The sequence below is a fragment of the Bacillus sp. D48C genome, from assembly GCF_053345735.1.
In genome coordinates this window covers 484,141-510,300 of sequence record NZ_JBKFAQ010000002.1, presented here as the reverse complement: position 1 = coordinate 510,300, position 26,160 = coordinate 484,141, and the positions used below count along the sequence as shown (strand labels likewise).

The 26,160-nt window shown below is 33.4% G+C and carries 22 protein-coding genes and 1 pseudogene; 16 read left to right on the top strand and 7 right to left on the bottom strand.

Going from position 1 to position 26,160, the window contains the following annotated elements:
- Positions 1-33 precede the first annotated feature (33 nt).
- A complete protein-coding gene (locus tag ACLBXA_RS07715) occupies positions 34-399 on the bottom strand; it encodes a YxeA family protein (RefSeq protein WP_000714889.1) in 366 nt (121 codons plus the stop codon).
- 575 nt (positions 400-974) lie between these two features.
- On the opposite strand from ACLBXA_RS07715, the gene ACLBXA_RS07710 reads away from it, so the two are divergent.
- Positions 975-2,513, top strand: coding sequence for a DUF3887 domain-containing protein (locus ACLBXA_RS07710; protein ID WP_447617159.1), 1,539 nt, complete (start codon positions 975-977; stop codon positions 2,511-2,513).
- A 112-nt stretch (positions 2,514-2,625) separates the two neighbouring features.
- Here ACLBXA_RS07710 and ACLBXA_RS07705 read toward each other — a convergent pair whose 3' ends face one another.
- Positions 2,626-2,781: an acyl dehydratase gene (locus tag ACLBXA_RS07705; protein ID WP_074789697.1), complete on the bottom strand. Its 156-nt coding sequence runs from the start codon at positions 2,779-2,781 to the stop codon at positions 2,626-2,628.
- A 119-nt stretch (positions 2,782-2,900) separates the two neighbouring features.
- Between ACLBXA_RS07705 and ACLBXA_RS07700 the strand changes: the two genes are divergently transcribed.
- The 6 genes from ACLBXA_RS07700 to ACLBXA_RS07675 all read left to right on the top strand — a co-directional run bounded on the left by ACLBXA_RS07700 (position 2,901) and on the right by ACLBXA_RS07675 (position 8,079).
- Complete coding sequence (locus ACLBXA_RS07700; protein WP_000549431.1) at positions 2,901-3,287, top strand: general stress protein; 387 nt, start codon at positions 2,901-2,903, stop codon at positions 3,285-3,287.
- Between the two features lie 74 nt (positions 3,288-3,361).
- Positions 3,362-3,763, top strand: a complete 402-nt coding sequence (locus ACLBXA_RS07695; protein ID WP_000683213.1) for a hypothetical protein — start codon at positions 3,362-3,364, stop codon at positions 3,761-3,763.
- Positions 3,764-3,798: 35 nt separating this feature from the next.
- Positions 3,799-4,824, top strand: a complete 1,026-nt coding sequence (locus ACLBXA_RS07690; protein ID WP_016077503.1) for a ParM/StbA family protein — start codon at positions 3,799-3,801, stop codon at positions 4,822-4,824.
- Positions 4,825-5,129: 305 nt separating this feature from the next.
- Positions 5,130-6,080 carry a magnesium transporter CorA family protein gene (locus tag ACLBXA_RS07685; protein WP_016077504.1) on the top strand — a complete coding sequence of 317 codons (951 nt, stop codon included), beginning with the start codon at positions 5,130-5,132 and terminating at the stop codon, positions 6,078-6,080.
- 457 nt (positions 6,081-6,537) lie between these two features.
- Positions 6,538-6,981: a MarR family winged helix-turn-helix transcriptional regulator gene (locus tag ACLBXA_RS07680; protein WP_000111433.1), complete on the top strand. Its 444-nt coding sequence runs from the start codon at positions 6,538-6,540 to the stop codon at positions 6,979-6,981.
- A 219-nt stretch (positions 6,982-7,200) separates the two neighbouring features.
- Positions 7,201-8,079: a LysR family transcriptional regulator gene (locus ACLBXA_RS07675; protein ID WP_000423185.1), complete on the top strand. Its 879-nt coding sequence runs from the start codon at positions 7,201-7,203 to the stop codon at positions 8,077-8,079.
- A 304-nt stretch (positions 8,080-8,383) separates the two neighbouring features.
- Here the strand turns inward: ACLBXA_RS07675 and ACLBXA_RS07670 are convergent, their stop codons facing one another.
- The 4 genes from ACLBXA_RS07670 to ycaC form a co-directional block, all read right to left on the bottom strand.
- Positions 8,384-10,219 (bottom strand): amidohydrolase, encoded by a 1,836-nt coding sequence (locus ACLBXA_RS07670; protein WP_000174494.1) that lies wholly within the window; start codon positions 10,217-10,219, stop codon positions 8,384-8,386.
- Between the two features lie 13 nt (positions 10,220-10,232).
- Positions 10,233-10,826: an antibiotic biosynthesis monooxygenase gene (locus ACLBXA_RS07665; RefSeq protein WP_447617158.1), complete on the bottom strand. Its 594-nt coding sequence runs from the start codon at positions 10,824-10,826 to the stop codon at positions 10,233-10,235.
- The gene (locus ACLBXA_RS07660) at positions 10,823-11,467 is read right to left on the bottom strand and encodes a hydrolase (RefSeq protein ID WP_000067162.1); all 645 of its coding nucleotides are present in this window, start codon (positions 11,465-11,467) and stop codon (positions 10,823-10,825) included. Before ACLBXA_RS07660 ends, ACLBXA_RS07665 begins: the two co-directional genes overlap by 4 nt.
- A 153-nt stretch (positions 11,468-11,620) precedes the next feature.
- Positions 11,621-12,265 carry an isochorismate family cysteine hydrolase YcaC gene (gene ycaC, locus ACLBXA_RS07655; RefSeq protein WP_000131212.1) on the bottom strand — a complete coding sequence of 215 codons (645 nt, stop codon included), beginning with the start codon at positions 12,263-12,265 and terminating at the stop codon, positions 11,621-11,623.
- Positions 12,266-12,756: 491 nt separating this feature from the next.
- Between ycaC and ACLBXA_RS07650 the strand changes: the two genes are divergently transcribed.
- The 5 genes and pseudogenes from ACLBXA_RS07650 to ACLBXA_RS07630 all read left to right on the top strand — a co-directional run bounded on the left by ACLBXA_RS07650 (position 12,757) and on the right by ACLBXA_RS07630 (position 18,218).
- Positions 12,757-13,593 carry an alpha/beta fold hydrolase gene (locus tag ACLBXA_RS07650; RefSeq protein ID WP_063675510.1) on the top strand — a complete coding sequence of 279 codons (837 nt, stop codon included), beginning with the start codon at positions 12,757-12,759 and terminating at the stop codon, positions 13,591-13,593.
- Between the two features lie 403 nt (positions 13,594-13,996).
- Positions 13,997-15,586, top strand: a complete 1,590-nt coding sequence (locus ACLBXA_RS07645; RefSeq protein WP_044783657.1) for a bifunctional metallophosphatase/5'-nucleotidase — start codon at positions 13,997-13,999, stop codon at positions 15,584-15,586.
- 99 nt (positions 15,587-15,685) lie between these two features.
- Positions 15,686-15,964 (top strand): annotated as a pseudogene (locus tag ACLBXA_RS07640) (erythromycin esterase family protein); the annotation flags it as partial.
- A gap of 429 nt (positions 15,965-16,393) precedes the next feature.
- Positions 16,394-17,617, top strand: a complete 1,224-nt coding sequence (locus ACLBXA_RS07635) for a serine hydrolase domain-containing protein (RefSeq protein WP_015945838.1) — start codon at positions 16,394-16,396, stop codon at positions 17,615-17,617.
- Positions 17,618-17,957: 340 nt separating this feature from the next.
- Positions 17,958-18,218, top strand: coding sequence for a hypothetical protein (locus tag ACLBXA_RS07630; protein ID WP_000578627.1), 261 nt, complete (start codon positions 17,958-17,960; stop codon positions 18,216-18,218).
- Between the two features lie 261 nt (positions 18,219-18,479).
- Here ACLBXA_RS07630 and ACLBXA_RS07625 read toward each other — a convergent pair whose 3' ends face one another.
- The gene (locus tag ACLBXA_RS07625; RefSeq protein WP_447617157.1) at positions 18,480-19,631 is read right to left on the bottom strand and encodes an anion transporter; all 1,152 of its coding nucleotides are present in this window, start codon (positions 19,629-19,631) and stop codon (positions 18,480-18,482) included.
- 952 nt (positions 19,632-20,583) lie between these two features.
- On the opposite strand from ACLBXA_RS07625, the gene ACLBXA_RS07620 reads away from it, so the two are divergent.
- From ACLBXA_RS07620 to ACLBXA_RS07605, 4 genes are all read left to right on the top strand, one after another.
- Positions 20,584-22,008 carry an alanine/glycine:cation symporter family protein gene (locus tag ACLBXA_RS07620; protein ID WP_000439283.1) on the top strand — a complete coding sequence of 475 codons (1,425 nt, stop codon included), beginning with the start codon at positions 20,584-20,586 and terminating at the stop codon, positions 22,006-22,008.
- Positions 22,009-22,132: 124 nt separating this feature from the next.
- The gene (gene glsA, locus ACLBXA_RS07615) at positions 22,133-23,113 is read left to right on the top strand and encodes a glutaminase GlsA (protein ID WP_000588648.1); all 981 of its coding nucleotides are present in this window, start codon (positions 22,133-22,135) and stop codon (positions 23,111-23,113) included.
- A gap of 233 nt (positions 23,114-23,346) precedes the next feature.
- Complete coding sequence (locus ACLBXA_RS07610) at positions 23,347-24,663, top strand: sensor histidine kinase (protein WP_000584811.1); 1,317 nt, start codon at positions 23,347-23,349, stop codon at positions 24,661-24,663.
- Between the two features lie 4 nt (positions 24,664-24,667).
- Positions 24,668-25,612: a response regulator gene (locus ACLBXA_RS07605; RefSeq protein WP_000274088.1), complete on the top strand. Its 945-nt coding sequence runs from the start codon at positions 24,668-24,670 to the stop codon at positions 25,610-25,612.
- Positions 25,613-26,160: the final 548 nt, after the last annotated feature.

Genomic DNA, 26,160 nt, shown 5'->3' with positions numbered 1-26,160 from the left:
TAATAAAGAGCCAACTCGTACGAATTGGCTCTTTTATTTCTTTGCTATCTCCAATTGTCCCCTTATTTTCTCTGGAATGTCCTTTTCAGAAATAATATCGTAGGAATAGACATACTTACCTTTCACATGAATTTTTAAGTAAATTTTTCTTGTAAAATCATTAGGCGTGTTCGTTCCAACTTTATATTCTTTTTCATTGCTTAATTCATCAACACCTTTTAGTGAGTACATAGCTCTTCCTTTATGATGATAATCTGGAACACCATATCCTTTCGCAACGGCATATACATTCTTTTCTTCAGCAATCGGATTAAATCTGTCTAAATCTCCGCGTAATATGAAAGGTAGTAAGTATATAGGGAGGCCTATTCCTAGTATGCAAATTACAAATTTTTTCATGATCGTTTCTCCTCTTGTTCATTTACATGATTCAGTATAGAAAAAAATTCTTATAAATATAGAGGGAAATTCCTTAAGGTTTTCTTAATAAAGTTTAACCGTGTGAAAAAAGACTAACTTGAGCAGTAAGCTTACGGAATGAATAGCCAAATAACCTGTTTTCTTTATTTTTTGAGGATAGGTTATTAGGTTTTATATTGGTATGAGTGAATTAAGAAATAAGTGAGATTTAGGAAATAGAATAAATTTATTTTACAGTAATAAGAGAATTAACTAAATAAATGAGAGTGAGAACAATTAAAGAAAGCATCTAGTCGGGTGCTTTTTTCTTTTGAAACAGAGAATCTCATGGGTCATTTACATGTAAATTAGTGCTGTGCTTCTAAGTCCTTGGAAAATCCAACAATAAAAAAAGAGGGGGAGGGCATTTTTTATTGAAGTTTGTTAATGATAGATTTTTAATTAGTTAGGGGGGATCGTAAAATAGATTATTAATCTCTTTGATAATTTTTATTTTCCTTATAGTTGGCATACTGTATTAGAAATTTTAAATTTTGAAAGGAGAATCAATAAGTATGGGTAAGAAAAGAAGAACAAGTAATAAGTTATTACTTGTTAGTGCGATTTTTTCAATAACAATTCCCTCAGTCTCATATGCGGAGGAAGTAATTTTACCTGAAAATTTTACGAGTTCTTCAAGTTTGTATGAGGGACGGAATACGGAAGTATTGAAAACAAGCTTATATCCTGATACATATAATTATCCGTTTAACCATCAATTTATTTCGAAATTAAAGGAAGCAAACACAACTATAAAAAAAGTAGACAATAGTGATGATGAAAATCCTATTCTATCTACTACCCTTTCATCTATTCGCCATATGAATAGTGAAGATTATAAATCTGCATTTGATTTAACCTCAAGGTCATTACAGAAAATAATATCCGAAGAATGGCTGAAGAGCTATTGGGAGGGACTCCCAGTACAATTACAAGCAGGTTCTTTTATAGAAATTGGAGAGGTTACACAAAAAGAGACAAATCCTGTTCATACAAATGTGGAGATTCAATTAGTTTTTGAAAAAATGACTGTACCTTTACTAATTAAACTAGATCCATCTGGAAAAATAGACGATTTTCAACTAAGCATGTCGTTTAGTCCTGTTGCAGAGCGTCCATCATATAGTAAGCCTGAATCATTTGTTGATAAAGAAGTAGTAGTTGGAAGTGGTGCATTTCCATTACCAGGAACATTGTCGGTTCCAAAAGGAAAGGGTCCTTTTCCAGCGGTTATTCTTGTTCAAGGATCAGGAGCAACCGATCAGGATGAAACAGCGTTTGCTTTAAAACCATTTCGCGATTTAGCTGAAGGTCTTGCATCGAAGGGAATTGCTGTTCTTCGCTATAATAAAAGAACTTATGAACATGGGTTGAAAACACAATTTAGTCCCTTTTATACAGTTGATAAAGAGACAACAGATGATGCTCTTTTTGTAACTCAATTTCTTAAAAATGAGCCTCTAATAAATAAGAATCAAATATATATTCTTGGTCATAGTCAAGGTGGAATGATGCTTCCGAAAATGATTGAAAAAGACCAAAATAATAATATTGCTGGGGCAATTGTAATGGGTGGGCCAGCTCGTACGATCCAAGACGTTGTTTTAGATCAATTTGAGTACCTTTTTTCTATTGGAGCAATGAATCTAGATGAATATAAATTCTACAAAGCACAATTTGAATTATTAAATGATCCAAATTTCTCTAGTCAGAATCCCCCAAAAGATTTTTACTTAGGATCAGCAATATTTTGGGATTCTATCCGAAAAATTAAAGCAGCCGAAATGTCAAAAGAACAAAAGACACCGCTTCTTATTATTCAAGGGGAAAGAGACTATCAAGTTCAATCAAAAATCGAAATTCCTCTTTGGAAAGAACAATTAAAAGAACGAGATAACGTCGATTATCGACTATATCCGAAGTTAAATCATTTCTTTACAGAAGGTGATGGAGAAATAAGTAAACCGGATGAATATTATAGTCCTGCTAATATCCCTGAGTATGTTATAAATGACATTGCTGCTTGGGTGCAAGGAAGATCGCAATTAAATTAGCAACTATATGTTTTAATAAAGACTTTCTTTCTGTAATCAAACTAGAAACATTATTAGGTTATATGTTTTTTAGCACTCTTTTAAAAAGAGTGCTTTTTTATTTTCCTAGGATTTAATTAACGAAAAAAATATCTTGTACTCCTTTTGTAACTTTTTCTAAATAGAAATTTTCTATAAAACAATGGGCTTGCCTTCCAAACAAATCGTTATTTGTAGCACTTTTATCAAAGCAAACTTCTCGTGACATCGCTGTGATATTCAAAAACATTTATAACTTATTTTATGAAATTTTTTGAAAATTTAGGTTTAACATCTTTAAAATAGGTGTATTACATATTACATAACAACTAAATAAAAAAATAAAAAATCTAAAGGAGGAAAAATACAATGCACAAGAATGAAAGAAAACCGGTGGTTCATGAATATGAAAATGAACAGGAAGTAGTTATGAAAGTAAAAGAGCTAGAATTGCAAGGGATTCACCAAGATGACATGTATGTCTTAACACATGAAAAACATCTAACAAAAAAGATTGCGGATGATACAAACACAAATACGATTGGAGTAAAAGAACAAGGATTGGGAACAAGTATTATCAACTTTTTCTCCAAAAAAGGGGACGAACTTCGAAATCAAATGGAAGAAATGGGATTGTCGAAGGAGGAAGCTAACTTATATGAAGAAAAACTAGATCAAGGGAGGATTTTACTCCTAGTAACAGCTGAAACACCAATGGCGAGTGATAGGAAGTCGCAAACCTATCATTCTCTCTAATAGATTGCAATAGGTAAGGTAATTATTTTAAGTTGTAGCATTGAAGAAAATAAAAGTAGAGAAGGGTGAGAAAAATGAAACATACAATATTTAAATATGCTGTGATTGGGATTACGACCGGAGTCATCGTCTCCCTATTAAAAAAAGAAAATCGGAAAGCTATACAAACAAAAGGAAAAAGCGTAAAAGAAAAACTACAAGAAGGAAACATAAAGGAAACATTGGAGAAGGTAACTGAGACAAGTAAACAATTCTCTGCAACTGCAGCTAATGTTGCAAAACAAACATTACCACAATTGCTTACAGCCACACCAGTTGTCATTTCTACCATTAAAGACTTAACAGAAAACGAAAGTAACAAAAAGAAAAAAGATGAAAAGGATTACGAAATAAATGAAAATAGTAGGAACCTAGACGGAGAAAAAACGAAAAATGAAAAGAAATATGTGAAAGAAGGGAAAGAAGAGAGTGCCTAGATTTAATTCTTAAAAGAGAAAGTGAGGAAAAAAGTATGAAATCTCTGTATGCAATTGATGTAGGAATTGGCTTTACCAAGCGGGCATATCGACAGGATGTAGATTCTGAGATGACGATTAAGAGTGAAGCTTCCACACTAGCCCCTGTACCTAATCATACTGACAGTGAAGATTTAACAAAGGTGAGTTTTATAGACTTAGACTTTGCATACTACATGGGAAATGAAGCACATCAATCTGACGCTTCATTGCTTCCTCCATTTAATGAAGAAATAGAAAATTATTATGAAAGCGAACGTTTTAAACAACAAATATTTGGTTGCATTGCAAAGGATTATAAAGAAAATGTCGTGTTACCTTTAGTTGTTACCGGGCTTCCAGTCACTTGTTTTGGTAGTCAGCACGAGCAATTACAACATGCACTAAAAAAAGAAACTTCCGTGCAAATTGATGGGAAATTTATTAATATTACGGTGGAAAATGCTTTGATTCTTCAGCAACCAGTCGCTTTACATGCCTATTTCTTAAAAGAGGGAATTATTCAGGAACAAGATCGCATCTTAATTATTGATGGTGGATTTCGTACATTAGAAATGGCAGATATGAAACAGAATCTCATTTTAAATCATTATGAGACGGAACTAGGATGTAGCAAGCCTTTGAAAAATATTAAGAATATCCTGCAGAATCATGCGGGTGAAAGTAATCAATTGCATATTAACGACATGCCAAAAATATTAGAAAAAGGATATGGAGATCGAGACGAAAATTATGAGACAAGTCAGGTTCATACTTTGATTCAAAAAGAGTTGGATGCACACTTCCAAGACGTCATACGTGTATTACAAGAACAATTTACGTTAGAACAGTATGATACTATCATTTGGACAGGAGGAATAGTAGATCTCCACAAAAAACGAATTGAAAAAATGCAAAGTGAAATTGCTTCTTTCCGTATGGTAGACGCTTCGAAAGAGGCTGCACTTCATGGATACTACATTATTGGGAGTCAAGTATTTGACGACATCACCAATCAATCTGCATATGAATCCAAATTATAATAACGACTGAAATGGAGTTCATTGAATAGACGTGCCAAATTATGTAGCTTCTTTTCCACATATAATAAATTCTTTATAAGAAAAGATAAAAAGTGCTTGTATAGAGGAAATGTTTAAAATTGAAAATAAAAATAACTAATATATAGGGGGTCTTCCTTTTAAAAGAATAAGACCTCCTATGTCATTTATTTTGTAATTTAGATGATCTAAAAACTTTTCCTTCAAGACATGAATACCTACATACAAATTTCGTATTACGGATATGATTCGATCAAACATAAAACTATTTAGAAAGGAAGAATAATATGGAATGCATAAAAATGACGAAATGGAGTTGGTATCATGTGAAAACTAGTAAGCTTGAAAAACTTTCTTCTATAATCCCCCGTGATGTAACATCTTATTTCTCTCAATTTGTAAAGAAAATAAATTCTCCCTGTGAAAATGGATTATATGTTTATACGTTATCACCAAGCCAAACTTGTGTATATGGTTCGTTTTTATATGATCAAGATAAAAAGGACGCCAAAATTCAAAAATTTCTTCATTATTTTGTAGCTCATGGAATACTGATAACGGTCCAAGAAAAAGAGGAAGAGGATTTTCAAGAATTAATACATAATTTCCCTATGGGTACAAAAAATTGTAATAGTTCTGCTGAAGGATTATGTGCTATCTTATCAATGTTTATATCTCATTATTTGCGAAAGGTTGACTACTTTGAAAACAATTTCAGAAATGTATTATGGGATTTTTATCATCATAATAACATAGCAGTTTTAGAAAGGATTTATCATATTCGTCATGAATTATTTATGAACACACATGTGTTTCGCTTAATACAGGAAGTGTTACAAGGCTTGGAGGAAGCTTGGTTAGAAAACTTAACAAACACCCTTTGTTATAAACAAACACACGTAAAATTAGAGCGTGGATTACAACTTGTTAAAGAGTACCAAGAAGAATTAGACACGATGATTCATTTACAAGAAGTTGTTTCTTCTCATCGTGGGAATGAAATTATGAAAGCTCTTACTGTATTAACTGCTGTGAGTACGCCTTTGACAGCTTTAGGAGCATTATGGGGAATGAATTTTAAATACATGCCTGAACTAGAATGGAAATATAGCTATTTAATCGCTCTCTTATTTATTATTTTCACAACGGTAGGTATGTATATGTATATGCGATTCAAAGGGTGGACAGGTGATTTATTACGAGTAAAGAAAAAGAAATCTTTTTTTAAATCTAATTAATCCTGTTTATAAAAAATATGATAGATATATAGTTAATAATATTTATTAATTGGGGTAGTGCCATATCCCTATCAAGTTAAAGTTTTGATGTCCCCGCAATGATAAAAATTGTGAATATTTATATGAAAGATTAGAGCTCTCCTTCTTGTAGGAGGGCTCTAATCTTTGTTTAAAAACTATAGCATATACATGGGCAGACTCAATATGTGAACTTTGTCCGGATTCAATTTAGAATATAAAAAAGGAGAACTTGCGTTAGAATACAAGCTCTCTTTAAAAGAAATAACGTAATTGAGATACTTATATATTAACAATTTTTTCTTCTAATTCCATATTTCTTATGTTGAGAAATAAATGATAAGGGGCTTAATAAAACTAAAATGAATTATTGACATAATATTTCGACGATAATATAATAAATCTCGAATTCAAGATAACTTGTAAAGGATTGGTAATTATGAGTGTGATTAATGATGAGAGCTTATCTTTAAAGTTATTTGTTACATTATCAAGGGCAGTACAGGCAATTACTAAGCGTATTGAAGAGGATATAAAAAGTTATGGACTTAATCCAACTGAATTTGCAGTGCTTGAGCTACTATATAGTAAAGGCGATCAGCCTATACAAAAAATTGGAGGGAAAATATTACTTGCAAGTAGTAGTATCACGTATGTAGTGGATAAGTTGGAAAAGAAGAGGTTCTTAATACGAAAACCATGTCCAAAAGACCGCCGTGTCACGTATGCGTCAATTACTTCAGATGGTATTCAGTTAATGGATAGTATTTTTCCTCAGCATAAAGAGGCGATTCGGCATATATTTGGTGGTTTGGACTATATTGAGAAAAAAATGATAATCGAAAAGTTGAAAAAATTAGGGTATTATGCACTCGAACTATAAATTTTTAGAAATATATCTCGAATTAGTAATGTCCTAATTAAATCTAATTTAAATAAATAGGAGGAAAAATTAATAAATGGTAGTAAATTTATTATAATACAAAATGAATAAACCATGTAATTTCAATTGGTATAGCATGAAATAAAGTTGTTATGTTAACGTATACATATCGTCCTTTAAATTATAAATCTTTCATAAAGCGGAGAGTGGGTATCAAGAATGGAATTACGTCATTTAGAGTATTTTATTCAAGTTTGTAATAATAATAGTTTCACTAAAGCTGCGGAAGTTCTAGGTATTTCACAGCCGACTTTAAGTCAACAAATCCGTGTTTTAGAAGGGGAACTTGATACACCCTTGTTTCATCGAGTTGGAAGAGGTATCAAAATGACAGAAGCGGGTAAGCTGCTATTTGATAAAGGAAAATTTATCATGCAACAATTTGATGACGTGTATAATGAAATTTTTGAATTAAAGGGTGTAAAAAGAGGTGTGATTACTATAGGAGGTTTATTAGAGGATCTCACTTATTTAACACCTTATATTATGAAGTTTCAACAACATTATCCCAACATTGTAGTAAAGATTATAGAATCCGAAGTTGCTGTAAATCAAATCGTTGACAAAAATATTGATTTCGGGATTACACGTAGTGCTCAAATTCCAGACATATTAACAAGCACCCTTTTGTATAGTGAAGAGCTCGTCCTTGTAATTCCAAAAAATCATCCTTTGAATGAAAAATCATTTGTTTCTTTTCGAGAATTAGTAGGGCTGAGTAGAATAATGGTTTCATGTAGTTGTCGTGAATCTATTAAGATATATTGTGAGAGTTTAGGGTTATCTTTATCTGAAGCAAATATAGAAACAAAATCTTCTATTTCTCTATTGAGCCTTGTATACAATGGACATGGGGTTGCCATAATACCTCTTTCACTGGTTAACTTTGTTAATAATGATACTTTGAGCATAGTTCGTATTACTGATCCAACACCAAGCCAAGATATTAATCTTATTCACTTTGATGATAAATTTTTAAGTTTTGCAGCACGTATCTTTATGCAGAAGTTAAATGATTCGCAAAAAGTATCAGTGTAATAGAAATAATAATGATTCTAGTGTAACAATTGAAAAATTAAGATCTATATTAAAGTCAAAGGGCAGTGGATTTATATGTGTGGTGTAGTCGATCAAGAGGGGGATACCATTGACTTTTAATTAAGGAAAAAAGGACAGACTTTGCAAGGAGAGAAGGCTATCAAAAACAAGTTAAGTTAATCAATCAATTCTTCGGTCTTATCGCATAGTAACACATTCCATGTAGGGATATACAATGCTATTTCGAATCTACATACCCTTATTGCAGAAAGAAAACCACCGGCATTATACCGGTGGTTTTGACTTAGAAAGCAAAGCAAGTACAACCGATACCCCATGTAGTTCCATCTTTTCCTATTACGGTATGAGTGTGTTGATGGAGAGGGTTACTGCAACTATGTAACTTGTTATCATGGGAATCGTGGGAAAGTATAGTGTTGGCTAGGTTAGCACCACCATAACCATAAACGCCCGTCGGTGACCAATCAGGTGATGCTGGCGGCAATTCAGGTGATAAATTTTTAAATTCATCATTTCCATAAACAACCTGCCCACCCATAATGGTGAGTAATGATTCAAGGTTTTTGATTTCTTCTTCTGGCACAGTAAAGTAGTCAGCAGACAATACAGCAAGATCAGCAAACTGACCTACTGCCAGGGTTCCCTTTTTACCTTCATCATCAGAGAACCACGCACTTCCTTTTGAATATAATTCCAGGGCTACTTTTCTATCAAGTTTATTTTTTTCATCGTATATGGAAAGCCCACCAATGGTTTTTCCGGCAACCATCCAGTAAAGGGCAACCCAAGGGTTATAGCTGGAAACCCTAGTTGCATCACTACCGGCGCCAACAGGTATACCAAGGTCTAACATACGATAAATCGGAGGAGTACGCTTTGCAGCTTCCTTTCCGTATAAATCAACAAAGTATTCACCTTGAAAAGCCATGCGGTCTTGGATGGCAATACCGCCATTTAAAGCCTTAACACGTTCCATACTACGATCTGAGATTGTTTCTGCATGGTCAAACCACCATCGTAGACCATTAAAAGGAATTTCACTGTTAACTTCCTCAAATACATTTAAGAAACGTGTGATTGACTCATCATAAGTTGCATGTAAACGGAAGGGCCAACGGTTTTCCACCAATAGAGAAATTACTTTCTTTAAGTCAGCTTCCATCATCGTAGCTAGTTCAGGCCGTGGCATTTGAAATTTTTCAAAATCGGCTGCTGAGAATACTAACATCTCTCCGGCACCATTCATTTTATACTTATCACTTCCTTGACCTGGAGAAACAATTTTTGCCCATGAAGCAAAGTCTTCATATTCATGATTTGGATTTTGCGTAAATAGATTATAAGCAATACGCAAAGTTAATTGTTCCTTCTCGGCTAAATGTTCAACAACTTTGTAATCATCCGGATAATTTTGGAATCCACCACCTGCGTCAATAGCACTTGTAATACCTAATCTATTTAATTCGCGCATAAAATGGCGAGTTGAGTTAATCTGGTCGTCAAAATTAAGTACTGGTGCTTTACCCAAACTTGAATAAAGAATAGAAGCGTTAGGATTCGCAATTAAAAGGCCTGTTGGATTACCTCGTTTATCCCGCTCAATTAAGCAGCCTGGAGGGTCTGGTGTATCTTTCGTATATCCCAGTGCATGCAGCCCTGCACGATTTACAAGTGCTCTATCGTAAAGATGTAGCACAAAGACAGGAGTGTGTTCAGAAACGGCATTAATTTCTTCCAAAGTTGGCAACCGTCTCTCTTTAAATTGAAATTCAGACCAACCTCCAACTACTCTTACCCACTGAGGAGCAGGTGTACGCCTTGCCTGTTCTTTGAGCATTTCTAGAGCAATAAAAAGTGATGGCACGCCTTCCCAACGTAATTCCATATTATAATGTAGACCACCACGAATAACGTGTATATGAGAGTCATTCAGGCCTGGAATAGCTCTCTTTCTTTTAAGGTCTATTTTCTTTGTTTTTTCCGTGGCACTATTAAGAAGCTCATCTCCACCTACTGCAGTGACTAAACCATCAGTTATGGCGATAGCAGATACCTCAGGTTGAGAAGGGTCAAGGGTAGTAATTTTTCCGTTATATAAGATCATATCCGGTAAAGTCATGTTCACACCTCGTCTACTTTCTATTATTTTGTAACCATGGATGAAATAATTTACCGAAAATCGGCATGACTACCCATGATAGCAAGGACACTATACATACAGAAACAAAAAAAGCTGACATAATAGGATTCATATGTTTTATAATAGGTCCTATCAATTTAGGAACTAACATGCTAAGAGGCCATACACCCAAAAGGGTAACGATAGACATTTTCCATTTTGGCGGTGGAACTGGCGTTTTCGGAGTAACAAACCAATAAGCCAAACTGCTTTCAGTTTTGTAAGTTGGATTAGTGGCTTGAAATTGCTCGGCCGTTTTTAACAAATCCCGGCGAACATCTGATTCTTGCCAAGCACGTAGATGCTCATACGTATCAAAGCGGAAAATAACAGTATACTCTCTGGATTCGTTACTTGGGACTATTAGATTTACACCTAAATGTCCTGGGAATGTAGTAGCCGCAGCCTCAATTTCATGTCTCCATGTTTCAAACTGTTTTTCTTTACCCTGTTGAATTTCCCATGTAACAATCGTTGTTACTGGATTAGCAGCATCCATTGTGTTCTCTGTATGAGTCTCTTCGACAGCTACTCCTTCTAGTTTCATATTTTTCTGCTTGGAAGCGCGCCGTGAACCATAGTATATGCGTATTCTACACCTTGACCATAAGCGCCAGTGTGTTCTTTTACAATCTCCATTACAGCATCATAAGTGTCTTTGTGTGCCCAATCACGTTGGTATTCAAGTAAAACTTGAATTGCTGTCACTGGAATTGCACCAGCTTGTTCTACACGACGCATAGCAGCGTTATGTGCTGTCAAACTAGTACCACCTGAAGCATCATCAACTGCATACACCTCATAGCCAGCTTTAATTGCTTCAAGCACAGGGAATGCAAGGCAAACTTCAGTCCAAAGTGCTGCAAATATTAATTTCTTTCTACCTGTTGCTTTAACTGCTTCAACAAATTTTGGATCTTCCCAAGAATTCATTGAACTGCGTTCTATAATTTCATGGTTTGGGAATATGTCAAGAATTTGCGGCCAAAAATAACCAGAAAAGCTGCGTGTTTCAACTGTAGTAAGAATAGTAGGTACGTTAAAAGTTTTTGCTGATTTAGCAAGCAGCATAACGTTATTAATCAATGTTTGTCTATCAATACTTGCAACTCCAAAAGTCATTTGAGGCTGAAAATCAATCAAAATTAAGGCACTGTTCTCCGGATTTAACAATTCTAAATTACTCATAATAAAACGCTCCTTTTTTAATTGTTTAAAATCAATATTATTGAAAATAATGTTTTTTCTGTTAATTAAAAAGAGAGTGCTGATTTAATCAGCACTAAATGTATACTATCCATTTTTTAAAAAGTGATTTAAAGCTATTTCCTTGAAATACATTTATGCATTTTGTTTACTAAGATCTCGCTGTGCGCCCATATAGCTTCCAATTATATTTTGATAGCCTGGAAGATTGCTAGCAAGCAAATTGCCAAAACCTTCGACATCGTTGCGCCAATCGCGTTGTAATTCGCAAGCTACGCTAAACCAGTTCATAAGTTGCACACCACTATGTGCCATACGAGTATTTGCAGCATCTGCAACTTGTTTATTGAAAGTACCTGAAGCATCAGTAACAGCAAATACTTCATATCCAGCTTTTATAGCGGAAAGTGCAGGGAAAGCAACACAAACGTCCGTAACTACGCCGGCGATGATAATTTGCTTTTTTCCAGTTTCTTCGATTGCTTTTACAAAATCATCATTATCCCATGCGTTAATTTGTCCAGGTCGAGCTATTTTTGGTGCATGAGGAAAGAGATCAACCAATTCTTGCATTAAAGGTCCGTTAGGTCCGTTTTCAAAACTTGTTGTTAAAATAACTGGTAAATCAAAAAACTTAGCAGTATGAGCAAGAGCTAAAACATTGTTCTTGAATTCATCAACACCATAGTCACGTACTAGTCCGGACATAAGACCAGTTTGATGATCTACTAAAAGCACGACAGCATCATCTTTGTTAATACGAGAATAGAGATCAGTCATTATGTATTCCTCCTAAAAATTAAGTAATCGAAGAAAGTTTAAATAGTCGAATACTATCATAAGTTTCTTCGTTTATAACTAAGCTGACCAATAATATTGGTTATAGCAGCATTCACAGAACATGAAGTGCTATACAAATTTATAGTATTTGAAAACTGATTCATTAATCAATTCTAAATTATCTATAATTTGTATAGGTCGTAACTATAGTTGTTTTCACTATAAAATAGATTGGTTTTACCTATACATCCTATAGATAGAACAATATTGATAGTCACCTATTTTTGTTATTACAATTGAATATGAGTAATGTTCAGTAATTATTTTATGATGAAAAAGGTATTAGAGGGGGGATTGTTCCAAACGGAGAAAAAATGCATTGGAACAATAGAGTTTCATACTTAGAGTTCACAACATAAACGTGCATGAATAGCTTATGAGATTCATCCGAATTATTGAAGAAAAGGATACATATTAAAGGAGGTAGGAGAATGGCAAAAATTACTGTAGGAACCGAAAATCAAGCACCAATTGAGATATATTATGAGGATCATGGTATAGGAAAACCAGTTGTACTCATTCATGGTTGGCCGTTAAGTGGTCGATCTTGGGAATATCAAGTTCCCGCTCTTGTTGAGGCTGGATACAGAGTTATAACATATGATCGTCGAGGCTTTGGAAAATCATCTCAGCCGTGGGAAGGGTATGAATATGATACCTTTACTTCTGATTTACATCAACTATTAGAACATTTAGAGCTTCAAAATGTCACACTTGTTGGTTTTTCTATGGGGGGAGGCGAAGTAGCCCGGTATATTGGGAAATATGGAACCCATAGAATAGAGAAGGCTGTATTTGCCGGAGCTGTACCACCATTCCTTTACAAGTCAGCAGATCATCCTGAGGGTGTATTAGATGATGTAGCAATTCAAGGATTTGAAAATGGAGTGAAAAGTGATCGCATAGCATTCCTTGATGAGTTTACGAAAGGTTTTTTTGCTGCTGGAGATCGAACTGACTTAGTTAGTGAACCATTTCGACTTTACAATAGGGATATCGCTGCGGGTGCATCACCTAAAGGAACATTAGATTGTATCGCTGCTTTCAGCAAAACAGACTTCAGAAGCGATTTAGCCAAGATTAATATACCTACCCTTATCATTCATGGTGATTCAGATGCAACTGTACCATATGAATATAGTGGGAAATTAACACATGAAGCAATTCCTAATTCTAAAGTAGCATTAATAAAGGGTGGTCCACATGGGCTCAATGCAACGCATGCTAAAGAATTTAATGAAGCACTCCTATCATTTTTAAAGGACTGATTACAACTATATAATTGTTAATTGAGACATTATAAATAAGTTAAAATAAAGCTTTATAAAAGATGCTCTTGGATAAATCCAGGAGCATCTTTTTAAATATTGATATTGAGATGTTAGGTTAATAAATCGCCATAAGTTTTGGATTGAATATTCTTCTTAACAGCTAAAATGTATTGATTAGAGTTTTTTAGATTTCTTAGAAGTATTGTTATATTACTATCAAGATAATATTTCTTCCTCAAAACAAAGAAATATACATTTTTTTGAGGAAAAAATATCTTGTCAGAAAACAATAAAATCTTATTAATTTTTATAATTGGTAGAATTTTTATGGAAATAATTCTCTTAATATATTAAAATAACATCGTATTATGTCAGATTTTAATTAGGGGAGAGAAATTTTATGTTGAAAAAAATCATTCCAGTTGCTTTAGCATTAAGTACAGTTACTTTTACTAGTGTATTTGCTGCGCCTTCAATCCAAGCGAGTACAGAACCAAACCGCTACATAGATGTGCAAATGCTCGGTATTAACGATTTTCATGGGCAACTAGACACTGTAAAAAAAATTAACAATAAAGATGCAGGGGGAATTGAGTACTTAGGGGCTTATTTACGTGATCGTGAAAAACAAAATCCGAATACATTAAAGGTACATGCTGGCGATGTTGTTGGAGCAAGTACTCCTGTTTCAGCATTATTACAAGACGAACCTACGATTGAATTTCTAAATGATTTGAAATTCGATGTTGGAACTATAGGAAATCATGAATTTGATGAAGGTGTTGCGGAAATGAACCGCCTTATTTATGGTGGATATCATGAGAAAACAGGGAATTTTAAAGGAGCAAAATTCCCATATGTTGCTGCAAATTTCTATAATAAATCCACCGGTCGTTTATTTTTACCACCATTCACTATAAAAAAGGTACAAGGAGTTCCTGTTGGATTTATCGGAGTTGTAACAACGGATGTTCCTAACCTTGTTATGCCTACTATGCTAAAGAATGTGGAAATTACAGATGAAGTTGAAGCTATTAACAAATCCGTAAAGCAATTAAAAAAACTAGGCGTTAAATCTATCGTTGTTCTTGCACATAACGGAGGTACAACAGATGGGAACGGCGTAACGAATGGTGATATCGTCCGATTAGCAAATGAGACTGATCCAGAAGTCGATGTTATTTTTGGTGGGCATAGCCACACGTATGTAAATGGAACTGTTAATAATAAACTTGTCGTACAAGCAAATTCATATGGTATGGCTTTTGCTGATGTTGATGTAAAGATTGACCGTAAGACACAAGATATTGTTGAGAAAAAAGCAGAAATTGTTACAACTTACCATGAAGGCATGGAGCCTGATAAAAAAATAAAGAAGAAGATGGAGAAATATCAAGCAAAAATCGCACCTCTTGTTAATGAAGTTGTAGGTAAGTCTATTGCTCCACTAGATCGCAAACTCAATACGGCTGGTGAATCTACTCTCGGAAATTTGGTTGCTGATGCCCAGCGTGCAACAATGCAATCCCAAATTGCACTTATGAATCCTGGTGGTATTCGTAATGACTTAGATGCTGGTGATATTACATGGGGAGAGATATATGGTATTCAACCATTCGGAAATCAATTAATAAAAGTAAATTTAACAGGTCAAGACATTCGTGATATTTTAAATCAACAATGGCAAAAAGACATAACAAGAATGCTTCAAATTTCAGGGATCCAATACACTTGGGATGCGAACAAGCCTAATGGAGAAAAAGTAACAAGTATTCGCTTAACAAATGGAGAAGAAATTATTCCTTCGAAAACTTACAGCGTCGTTGCTAACGCATTTCTAGCTTCAGGTGGAGATGGATTTGTATCTTTTAAAAACGGTAAAGATGCTGAAACAGGACCAACTGATTTTGAAGCATTAGTAGATTATATAAAAAAATCAAAAGAACCAATTCAGTCTATTATTGATGGAAGAATTCAAAAAATAAATTAGGTTTTTATTAATCTCAAAAAAAATAGATTACCTATACTTTTTATTGTACAGGTAATCTATTTTTTGTGGGTTTGAAATAAAGTCTTACTGTGGCCAATTAATAGTGACGGTGAATTTGGCCCCTATGGAACATTAAAATTGGATGATCCAAACAGTTATAACTACATTTTTGGACAGGTCAAAAAAGATCAATTTTTTATTGATTTACGTAAGGCGAACGGCGTGACAAAAACTTGGTTACACGAACAACATCCAATTTTCGCTGGAATAACTACCGAAGGGCCTGATATACCAAAAACTGTTGATATATCATTAGGTAAAGCGTTTGATATACTTGTTCAAATTCAAAAAGTGAGTCCATCTCAAGTACATCAATAAATTTAGAATAATATGCCTTAATGACAAATTTCATAGTGTTTCATATAACACAATGAAATTTGTTTTATATAGCAAGAAGAATAATCGCATTAGAAAAAATTAGCAGTTTAACCTGTTAAGAGTAAAACGAATCTTCAATATGTAAAGCGCAAAAACACTGAAGCGAAAAGCATCGGTGTTTTTTGCGCTTTCGGGCACAGATGCTACTTCAACCCTAGTGTACAAGTGATTTTGTATGTAAGGAATTTGTAAGGAATAGGTAAGAAAAAAGAGATTTTCATTGTGTAGGATAAAAATATAAGGAGTCGTGAAGGGGGGATAAGTACGGCCTATATATAACAATCAGTAACAAGAGTGTTTTGTGAAAATAATGAGTACAATGATTGCAAATGCATTGTTGCCTTTTCATCATTGGGAGAATGGATAGCTGTGTGGTTCGTATATGACACTGCTATCAACTATCTATACAATTTTAATAGAAGAGAGGAATTCTTTATGAAAACACGCAGTAAAATTACATGTGCAAGTCTAGCACTTTTAATAGCTGGAAGTTCCCTGTTATACATAACACCAACATCAATTGTAAAAGCAGAACCTACGCAAAATGTATCTAGTTCGTTACAAACAAGTACGAAAAGCGATCGTACTTCCGTTAAGAAAGCAATGCGAGATGAACTGCAACTTGGATACCCGGGAATACTCGCTCAAATTTCTAAGGGGGGTAAAACTTGGAGTTATAGTGCTGGGATAGCGGATTTGAGAACTAAGAAACCAATGAAAGCAGATTTTCGCTTTCGCATTGGCAGTGTGACGAAAACGTTCATTGCAACAGTTCTACTTCAATTATCTGGAGAGAACCGTTTGAATCTAGACGACTCAATTGAAAAATGGTTACCTGGTGTGATTCAAGGAAACGGATATGATGGTAACCAGATTACTATCCGGCAAATATTGAATCATACAAGTGGTATTGCTGACTATATAAATTCAAAAGACTTTGATATTACGGATATAAAAAAATCGTATACGGCTGAAGAATTTGTAAAGATGGGGATTTCACTTCCCCCAGACTTTGCCCCAGGAAAGGGTTGGTCTTATTCAAACACAGGATACGTATTACTGGGGATCCTTATTGAAAAAGTAACTGGCAACAGTTATGCCGAAGAGGTTGAAAATCGGATTATTGAACCGCTTGATTTGTCAAATACATTCCTACCTGGCAATTCAAGCGTGATTCCAGGGACTAAGCATGCCCGTGGCTATTTGCAACTAGACGGAGCGAGTGAGCTAAAAGACGTTACTTATATTAACCCAGGTAGCTCGGATGGAGATATGATTTCTACTGCTGACGATTTAAGCAAATTCTTCTCTTACTTACTAGGTGGCAAATTACTGAAGGAACAGCAGTTAAAACAAATGCTTACTACAGTTCCTACAAATAGAGAGGGAACCGGATATGGTCTTGGAATCCTTGAAATTAAGCTTCCGAACGGTGTCTCGGTATGGGGACACAGGGGGGCCGTTCCAGGGTTTTCCACTTTTGTTGGTGGAACACTTGGAGGTAAACATATACTCGCTATCAATTCGAACAGTTTAAACATTAATAACCCGGAATTTTTTAAAAACATTTTACTTGCTGAATTTAGCAAGTAGGAAAAACGGATAAATTTTGTCATTTGTAATTTCCATCGGAATGGATTACCGCTTGAAATGAGTATAGAGGGATTAAGTATCTAGAAACAATCAAGCCAATCATGAAGGATGGCTAAGTAAAAGGATTTGTTTATACATTGGCCAATTAAAAGAGCAACACATATAATGAGTGATTATGTATATAGTATTGCATTTGTGTTGGTATCGTCACGGATTGTAAATTTGTATAAGGTGCGAAGTCTAATTTAAGACTTCGCACTTTTGCTGTTTAACAGCTTTTATTACGAAGCTATTAACAATAGAAAAAGGAGAATGTAACTAGTTATGTGGATACTACTGTATGATTGGTGCAACAAATTGTGACTCTAACGTATTTGAAAGGTTTGATAAATTCACCGTTTATCGTCCTGACATTGATATTAAAAAGGCATTTAGTGGTACTGCAAGACATCTTGCTTTTGGATCAAGTATCTATAATTGTGTAGGAGCAGCATTTGCAAAATTAGAAATTGAAATAGATTCAACGATCAAAGATAATATTAGCGGAAAAAAATTGAGGGACATTAAAGATTTTGTGAAGAGGACTTCAAAAATGAAATAACATTGTAATAAGTTATATTTCTATTATTAATTGAAAGTTATTACCCTATAAATTCAGTCATTTATTATATAACTGAGTGCATAAAAAATGAACCGAACTCTATTAAATAACGTAAAAGCTAAAAGGTTTTCGCTTTGGGAACATCTCAAAATATTAAATTGATGGTAACTTTGTTGTAGCTCTTTAAACATACCTATATTAAAACCCAAATTTCTCAATTTAATGCTGAGAAATTTGGGTTTTTCTAAAGGAATCAATTTTTTAAAAAATTTTTAGAAATTTAAAGATAAAGTATTGTATACATGTAAGTATGATTAAAAATGAAAAGTTGTAAATGCTAAATTTAATTAAATATGCCTTACTCTCTTTAACATTGGCCTGAATGAATAGTTTATAGGAGATTACACTGGCTAAAGATGCGATAATTGTTCCAAGCCCTCCAATATTTACTCCTAGTAATAAAGCTTTCCAATCAGAAGTAAAGTTTGATAGAAGAATTGAAGTAGGAAAATTGCTAATCAATTGACTCAAAAATATGGAACTAAAGAAGACTGAAGTATCTCCTCTTAAATTAGGGCGAGCAAATGTCCCCAGTGCATCGGAATGGGAAATGTTTCCGATAAAAATAAAAAAACAGACAAAGGTTATTAGAAGAAAGTAATCGATCTTAAATAGTAAGTTTCTATCTAACGTAAATGCTGCTATCAGTGTGACTATTAGCGCGATGTAATAATTAATAACACCAAAAATAGATGCAATGATAGTAATAAGTATCAAAATCCAGACGGTAGCTTTTTTTCGATTTTTCACGGTAATAACAGGTAGTTCTATTTTCAAATCTGTTTTTTGAAGTTTTTGAGTAAATATAAATAATAAACTAATTCCAAGTACAGCTAAAAGCAGAATTGAACCTAAAAATGGGATGAGCTTAATTCCATAGTAAGAATATAGGTATAAATTTTGTGGGTTTCCCATAGGCATCAAGCTACTACCGATGTTTGCTGCAATTGTCTGCAGGATGATTGTCTCCATCATGTTCATTTGTGTTTTTTTACTAATGACAAGTGTTATTGGTACAAAAGTGAGGAGAGCAACATCATTTGTTACAAACATGGAGCAAATAAAGCATAACAAAATTAGAATAATAGATATTGACCTGCTGTTATTGCATTTATTTAAAATCGCAACGGCAAGTTTGTCTAATATCTTTAGCTGTTCCAAGGCCTTAATGGCTACCATCAGATTAAATAAGCTAATTAACACTTCAAAGTTAATATATTCGATCTTTGGCGAATGTATTAAGCAGCTTACAATTGCTAGTATCAGTGAAATGGTAAGCACTAAATCCTTTTTTAAAAATTCGAATTTCATAAGGAGTCTTTTTTTATTTTGAACGAATACTATTTCTTTCACAATACACCACCTGTAATCTATGTTAGTAAATATACGTTTTTTGGGATAACTCGATATTGCTAGAAAAGAGGATGTCATAAGGTCCTAAATAAGAGTTTTGTAATGTTTCATCCCTTCAACAAAATCTTTTTTTCTTAGTGTCTTTCCTGTTGTAAATATGTGCAATATAGACGAATCCAACTAGGGGGATTAATTGAGAAAACAAATGTTTTTTGTATGATAACATAAATAAATTAAATGTTTTATTTTTTTAATATTCTTATAATATTCCATTGATTCTTCATTTCAAATACTTTATGTGAACTTCTAAAAGAGAAAAAATATGCATGTTTTTATGAAGAAAATAGAGGCTTGTCAGAGGTTAGGTAGAACAGCATCCGCGACGTTTGGATACTGTATAAAATTCACAAAATCTCACTGTTTTTTTAGATGAAAAATCTTAAAATATTTTTTTGTTTTTATAAAAATCTGTACTTTTTCGTAACATTCTGTACTTTTAATTATAAATTAAAGACAAGCTTCTCTTAGTTGAAGATTGAAAGCGCTTCATAGTTTTTCTATAAATTTTTTATCTAGCCTATTTTTGAGATTAGTAGTGAGAAAGGAGATATTTCCATGTTCTTGAGAAAATTAACAAATAACCAGTTAATCACTATTGATTTTATGATTTAAATCACCGGTAAACGAAACAAACATAATAGTACAACAATGTTAGTGGATAAAAATATTAGTTTGCAGAAAGGGGTAGAGCATCCGTTTGTATAAGCGTTAAGTACTTCAAAATTTCAGTTTTACGGTTACATGTTGTGCTGTTTGCTTAAACAGGCCAATCCGATTAATATAGAAAATTTTTATCCTTGTTGTATTTGAATATGAAAGAGGTATTTATACCAGGAAATATAGGTGATTTTATATAAATTATAATATATAAATTTTGGCGTGGAGTGATGATATGGAAAGGTTTTTTGTAGAGTTAGTCGGATCAACAAATGATTTTTTATGGTCTAAATTGTTAATTATTATGCTTGTTATTTGCGGAATTTATTTTACATTTAAATTGAATTTTGTACAGTTTCGAATGTTAAAAGAGATGGTCCGTGTATTAATGGAGGGGAAAAGTGGTTCTAAAGATCAAATCTCTCCTTTTCAAGCGTTTTGTATTGGTATGGCAGCCCGCGTTGGGACAGGGAATATTACAGGAATTGCGATTGCAATTGCATTAGGTGGTCCTGGAGCTGTATTTTGGATGTGGATTATTTCTATTATTAGCTCGGCATCTAGTTTTGTCGAAAGCACATTAGCACAGATATATAAAGTAAAAGATAAAACTGGTTTCCGCGGTGGTCCATCCTATTATATGGAAAAAGGGTTGAATAAACGTTGGATGGGAGTATTATTCTCTATTTTAATCACAATTACTTTTGGACTTGTATTCAATTCAGTACAATCAAATACAGTTACAATTGCTTTTCAAAACTCATTTGGTACAGATCGTCTAACAGTTGGGATAATCATGGCCATTGCTTTCGCTGCGATTATTTTTGGTGGTGTACAACGTATTGCAAAAATGGCTGAATACAAGGTGGTATTTTTAGCGGTATTATACATTGGAGTTGCATTATTTGTTGTAGTTACCAACATATCAAAAATGCCGGAAGTTCTTTCTCTTATTGTTCAAAACGCATTTGGTTTTAAACAAATAGCAGGCGGTTCAATTGGTGCAGCACTTATGAATGGAGTTAAACGCGGTTTATTCTCAAATGAAGCTGGTATGGGAAGTGCACCAAACGTTGCTGCAACAGCAACAACAAGTCATCCGGTGAAACAAGGACTGATTCAAGCATTTGGTGTATTAACGGATACACTAATCATTTGTACTAGCACCGCCTTTATTATTTTGCTGTCTGATGCATATAAACAACCGGGGTTAAATGGTATTGCACTTACACAAGCAGCATTAAGTGAACACATAGGCCCTTGGGCATCGGGTTGTCTTGCTATCTTTGTTTTTTTATTTGGATTTGGTGCGTTAATTGGCAACTATTATTATGGTGAAACAAACATTCGCTTCTTACATACAAGTAAAGTGTGGTTAATGATATACAGAATAAGTGTGTTGGCTATGATTGTATTTGGTTCTGTTGCAAAGATTCAAATTGTATGGGATTTAGCGGACTTATTTATGGGCTTTATGGTTATTATTAATTTAATTGCTATTACCTTACTTTCAAAAGTAGCATTTGCGGCGTTACAAGATTATATAAACCAGAAAAAAGCTGGTAAAGATCCTATTTTTTATAAAGAAAACATTAAAGGACTTGAAAATATTGAATGTTGGGATAGTTATGAGAAAACTTCAAAAAAGAAAAGTGTGTAATAAGAAGGATATTCAGACTGCAATATGTCTGAATATTTTTCTTGGTTCTAGTGCAAATATTATTGATTATAGTAAAGAAAAAATCATTCTATATAAAGTTAATAGTACGGGGGAATATTATTAAATGATAAAGGATTCTAGCGTTCAAGTTGAGGGGCAAGAAAAAGTTTGCTTAGATCAATGGGTAGCTCATTATCGAGCGTATGCAGCTAAGGGACGAAGCGCCAGTTATATTCCCGCTCTGGGGGAAATAAATGTATCGCAGTTAGGTATTTGTATAGTAAAGCCAGATGGAACAATGATAAAATCAGGAGATTGGGAGATACCTTTCACATTACAAAGTATATCAAAAGTAATCGGTTTTATAGCCGCTTGTTTAAGTCGCGGTATTTCTTATGTATTAGAACGAGTTGACGTAGAGCCAACTGGAGATGCCTTTAATTCAATTATTCGTTTAGAGATACATAAACCAGGAAAACCTTTTAATCCTATGATCAATGCTGGAGCGATTACGATAGCTTCACTTTTGCCAGGGACATCGGTGCAAGAAAAATTAGAATCTCTATACGTATTAATTGAAAAAATGATAGAGAAGCGTCCCGCTATTAATGAAATAGTATTTCAATCAGAATGGGAAACGGCTCATCGTAATAGAGCATTAGCATACTATTTAAAGGAGAATGGTTTTCTAGAATCAGATGTGGAGGAGACACTAGAGGTTTACTTAAAACAATGTTCGATTGAAATAAATACAGAAGATATTGCCTTAATAGGGCTTATACTAGCACATGATGGATATCATCCTATTCGCAAAGAACAAGTGCTCCCTAAAGAAGTAGCTAGGTTAACAAAAGCTTTAATGCTTACTTGTGGAATGTACAACGCTTCTGGAAAATTTGCTGCTTTCATTGGATTACCAGCTAAGAGTGGGGTATCCGGCGGAATTATGACACTTGTTCCCTCAAAATCTAGGAAGGATTTATCGTTTCAAGATGGATGTGGTATTGGTATTTACGGACCAGCCATTGATGAGTATGGGAATAGTTTACCAGGAATTATGTTGTTAGAACATATTGCAAAAGAATGGGATTTAAGTATATTTTAAAAAGGAGCACAGATATTTTGGTGTTAGAGCGAGTCCAAAAGTGTTCAGACCTTATATTGTGTCTGAACATTTTTGAGTTATAAAGTATCTTTCTAAAGTAGAAGAGTGTAATGAATACTCACAATCTATAATGCTTTCGTTTATAACTTATTTATCAGTTTTTGAAAAAAATAGAGTAAGTATTGTATTAATGCAAATAGGTTTGTATACTGACTGTTAGGCGAAAGTGAGAAGTGATTATTTTGAATCTTAGTAATTTAGTAAAAAAAGACATCTATATTCTCGTTTTAATGATACTTACAGTACCCTTAGTAGGTGAAATAAAGTCATTTCCCTTAAATGAAACATTTAGAATGAGCTTTGGTGCACCAACATTTTTCTTTTTTTTGTTATTGTTTCGACGAGTTCCAGCATTTTTACCGGGTTTTTTAACAGCGATAGTCGTGGTAGTATTTCGTATCTCAATGGATGTCATTATAAAGGAAAATATGGATTGGCTAGCCGCTTTTCATACTCACTATCCTAGTTTTTTCTTTTATTTTACTTATTCGTATCTCTTTCATTTAGCAAAAATCAAACGTTTTTATCATCAACCACTAATGATTGGTTTTATTGGTTGCATGATTGAAATACTGTCAGACTGTGTGGAATTAATGATTCAATATTTCGTATTAAAAACATCGATCACATCCGAGGCAATAAATGAGATCATTGTTATCGCATGTTCCCATAGTTTTATAGTTCTAAGCTTTTTCAATATGATGAAATTGTATGAAGCACAATCAAGGGAGCGACATATAAAGAAACAAAATGAACATATGCTCATGCTCATCTCTAATTTATATGAAGATGCTGTTCATTTAAAAAAAACATTACAAGATGCTGAGAATATAACAAAAAAATCCTATGATTTATATAAAACTTTAGACTCTTTTGAGCATAAACAGATGGATTTTCAGTTTGAGGATTTAAGGCAACAGGCATTACAAATTGCTGGTGAGGTCCATGACGTTAAAAAGGATAACCAACGTATTTTTGCGGGACTTTCAAAACTAATTTCTGATGAAAGTTTTACAGATTATATGTCTGTACATGAACTAGTAAATATCATTATACGGGCAAATACGAAATATGCACAGTTGTTAGAGAAAGATATCCAATTTGTGTATAAAATTGATGGTGTGCATCCTCATTATCATATTTATACAATCTTATCTATTATAAATAATATCGTTACAAACGCTGTAGAAGCTATCCAAGGTATGGGAACCATCACAATTGACATTAATAAAGACCACCATTTTGTTGAATTTCAAATAGGCGATAATGGTCCTGGTATTTCTTCAAAATATAAAGATTCAATTTTTGAGCCTGGGTTTACTTCTAAATATGATGATTTAGGCAATCCATCGACAGGTATCGGATTATCGTATGTTAAAGAAATGGTCGCACAACTTGAAGGTGATGTTACGCTTGGGGACAGAACCGAAGGAAAAGGATCAATTTTTATAATTAGATTAGGGATTGATCATATAATTTCGAAAGGGTGATTCTATGTATTTTTATATAGTAGATGATGAAAAAGCGGTTCGCTCAATGTTGGCTCAAATTATCGAGGATGAAGATCTTGGGGAGGTTATAGGAGAAGCTGAGGATGGTTTATCTTTAGAGCAACAAATGGTAATCCTTAAAAATATAGACATTTTATTTATCGATTTGTTAATGCCGAATCAAGATGGAATAAAAACAATTCGTCAAATAAAGCCTTCGTTTAAAGGGAAAATCATCATGGTCTCTCAAGTAGAATCAAAAGAATTAATTGCTGAAGCTTATTCGCTTGGTGTTGAATACTATATTATTAAGCCAATTAACCGGATTGAAGTATTAACAGTTGTTCGGAAAGTCATTGAACGAATTCGTTTGGAAAAATCAATAAAAAACATTCAAGAATCGCTTAATATGGTACTAAAATTGGATAGTAATTCAAGTGTGCAAGAAAAATACCGTAATGAAAAACATTTAAATACTTTCAATCATTTTCAAAATTCCATTCATTTTCTTTTGTCTGAATTAGGAATAGCCAGTGAAAGTGGAAGTAAAGATTTAATGGATATGCTAGATTATTTATATAAATATGAACAAGATAACACGTTGGAACAAGGCTTTCCCTCACTAAAAGAGATTTTTATGAATTTGGCTCAAAAAAAACTTGGGGATTCAGCTGAAGATGCCGAATTAAAAAGGTTCATAGAAGCTTCCAAACAACGGATTCGGAGAGCTATTTATCAATCATTAAACCATTTAGCATCCCTTGGACTTACTGATTTTTTAAACCCGAAGTTCGAAAATTATGCTTCTAGATTTTTTGATTTTACTACCGTAAGGAGAAAGATGACAGAATTGAATAATGAACCAACATTACCTGCTCGTATTGATACGAAAAAATTTATTCAAGTTCTTTATTTTGAAGCAAAACGAATACACCTGGAGTTAAGATGATAAACTCTTGCTAATTATTATTTTCAATTGCTAGATTGATAATTGTTTTCATGTTATTTGTTTTATATAGTTTTTCTAAGAGAGTATTTTCCTTTATTTCATATTGATTTTAAAATCAGAAAATTCCGTATCGATTTGGTAGAAGTGTATGAACTTAGAACAAAAGAATATGTATTTTTTATTTTTTTAAACATTAATATTCATTAAAAAAAACGAGTATTTTCACAATAAAATATAAATACATAGTAAGTTGAATTTAAAAAAAGATGCTATCTTCTAGCATCTTTTTTTCTTTAAGAGGAAATATCATTGATCCTTATATTATTTGAAATTCAAATGCGGGCATATAAATAACGGAAAAGGAGATAATATTTAACAAATTATAATTGGAAATGGTATTTTAGGTCAGAAATGTTTTTATACTAATTAGGTTATTGGTACTAAATAAGCATAAAGTATCGCTTTTCTGCTCTTTAATCTTATCGTTATTTTTTATTAAGTACATATCGTTTTTTAGAAATCTCAATCCTAGCAGAGTATATAAATTG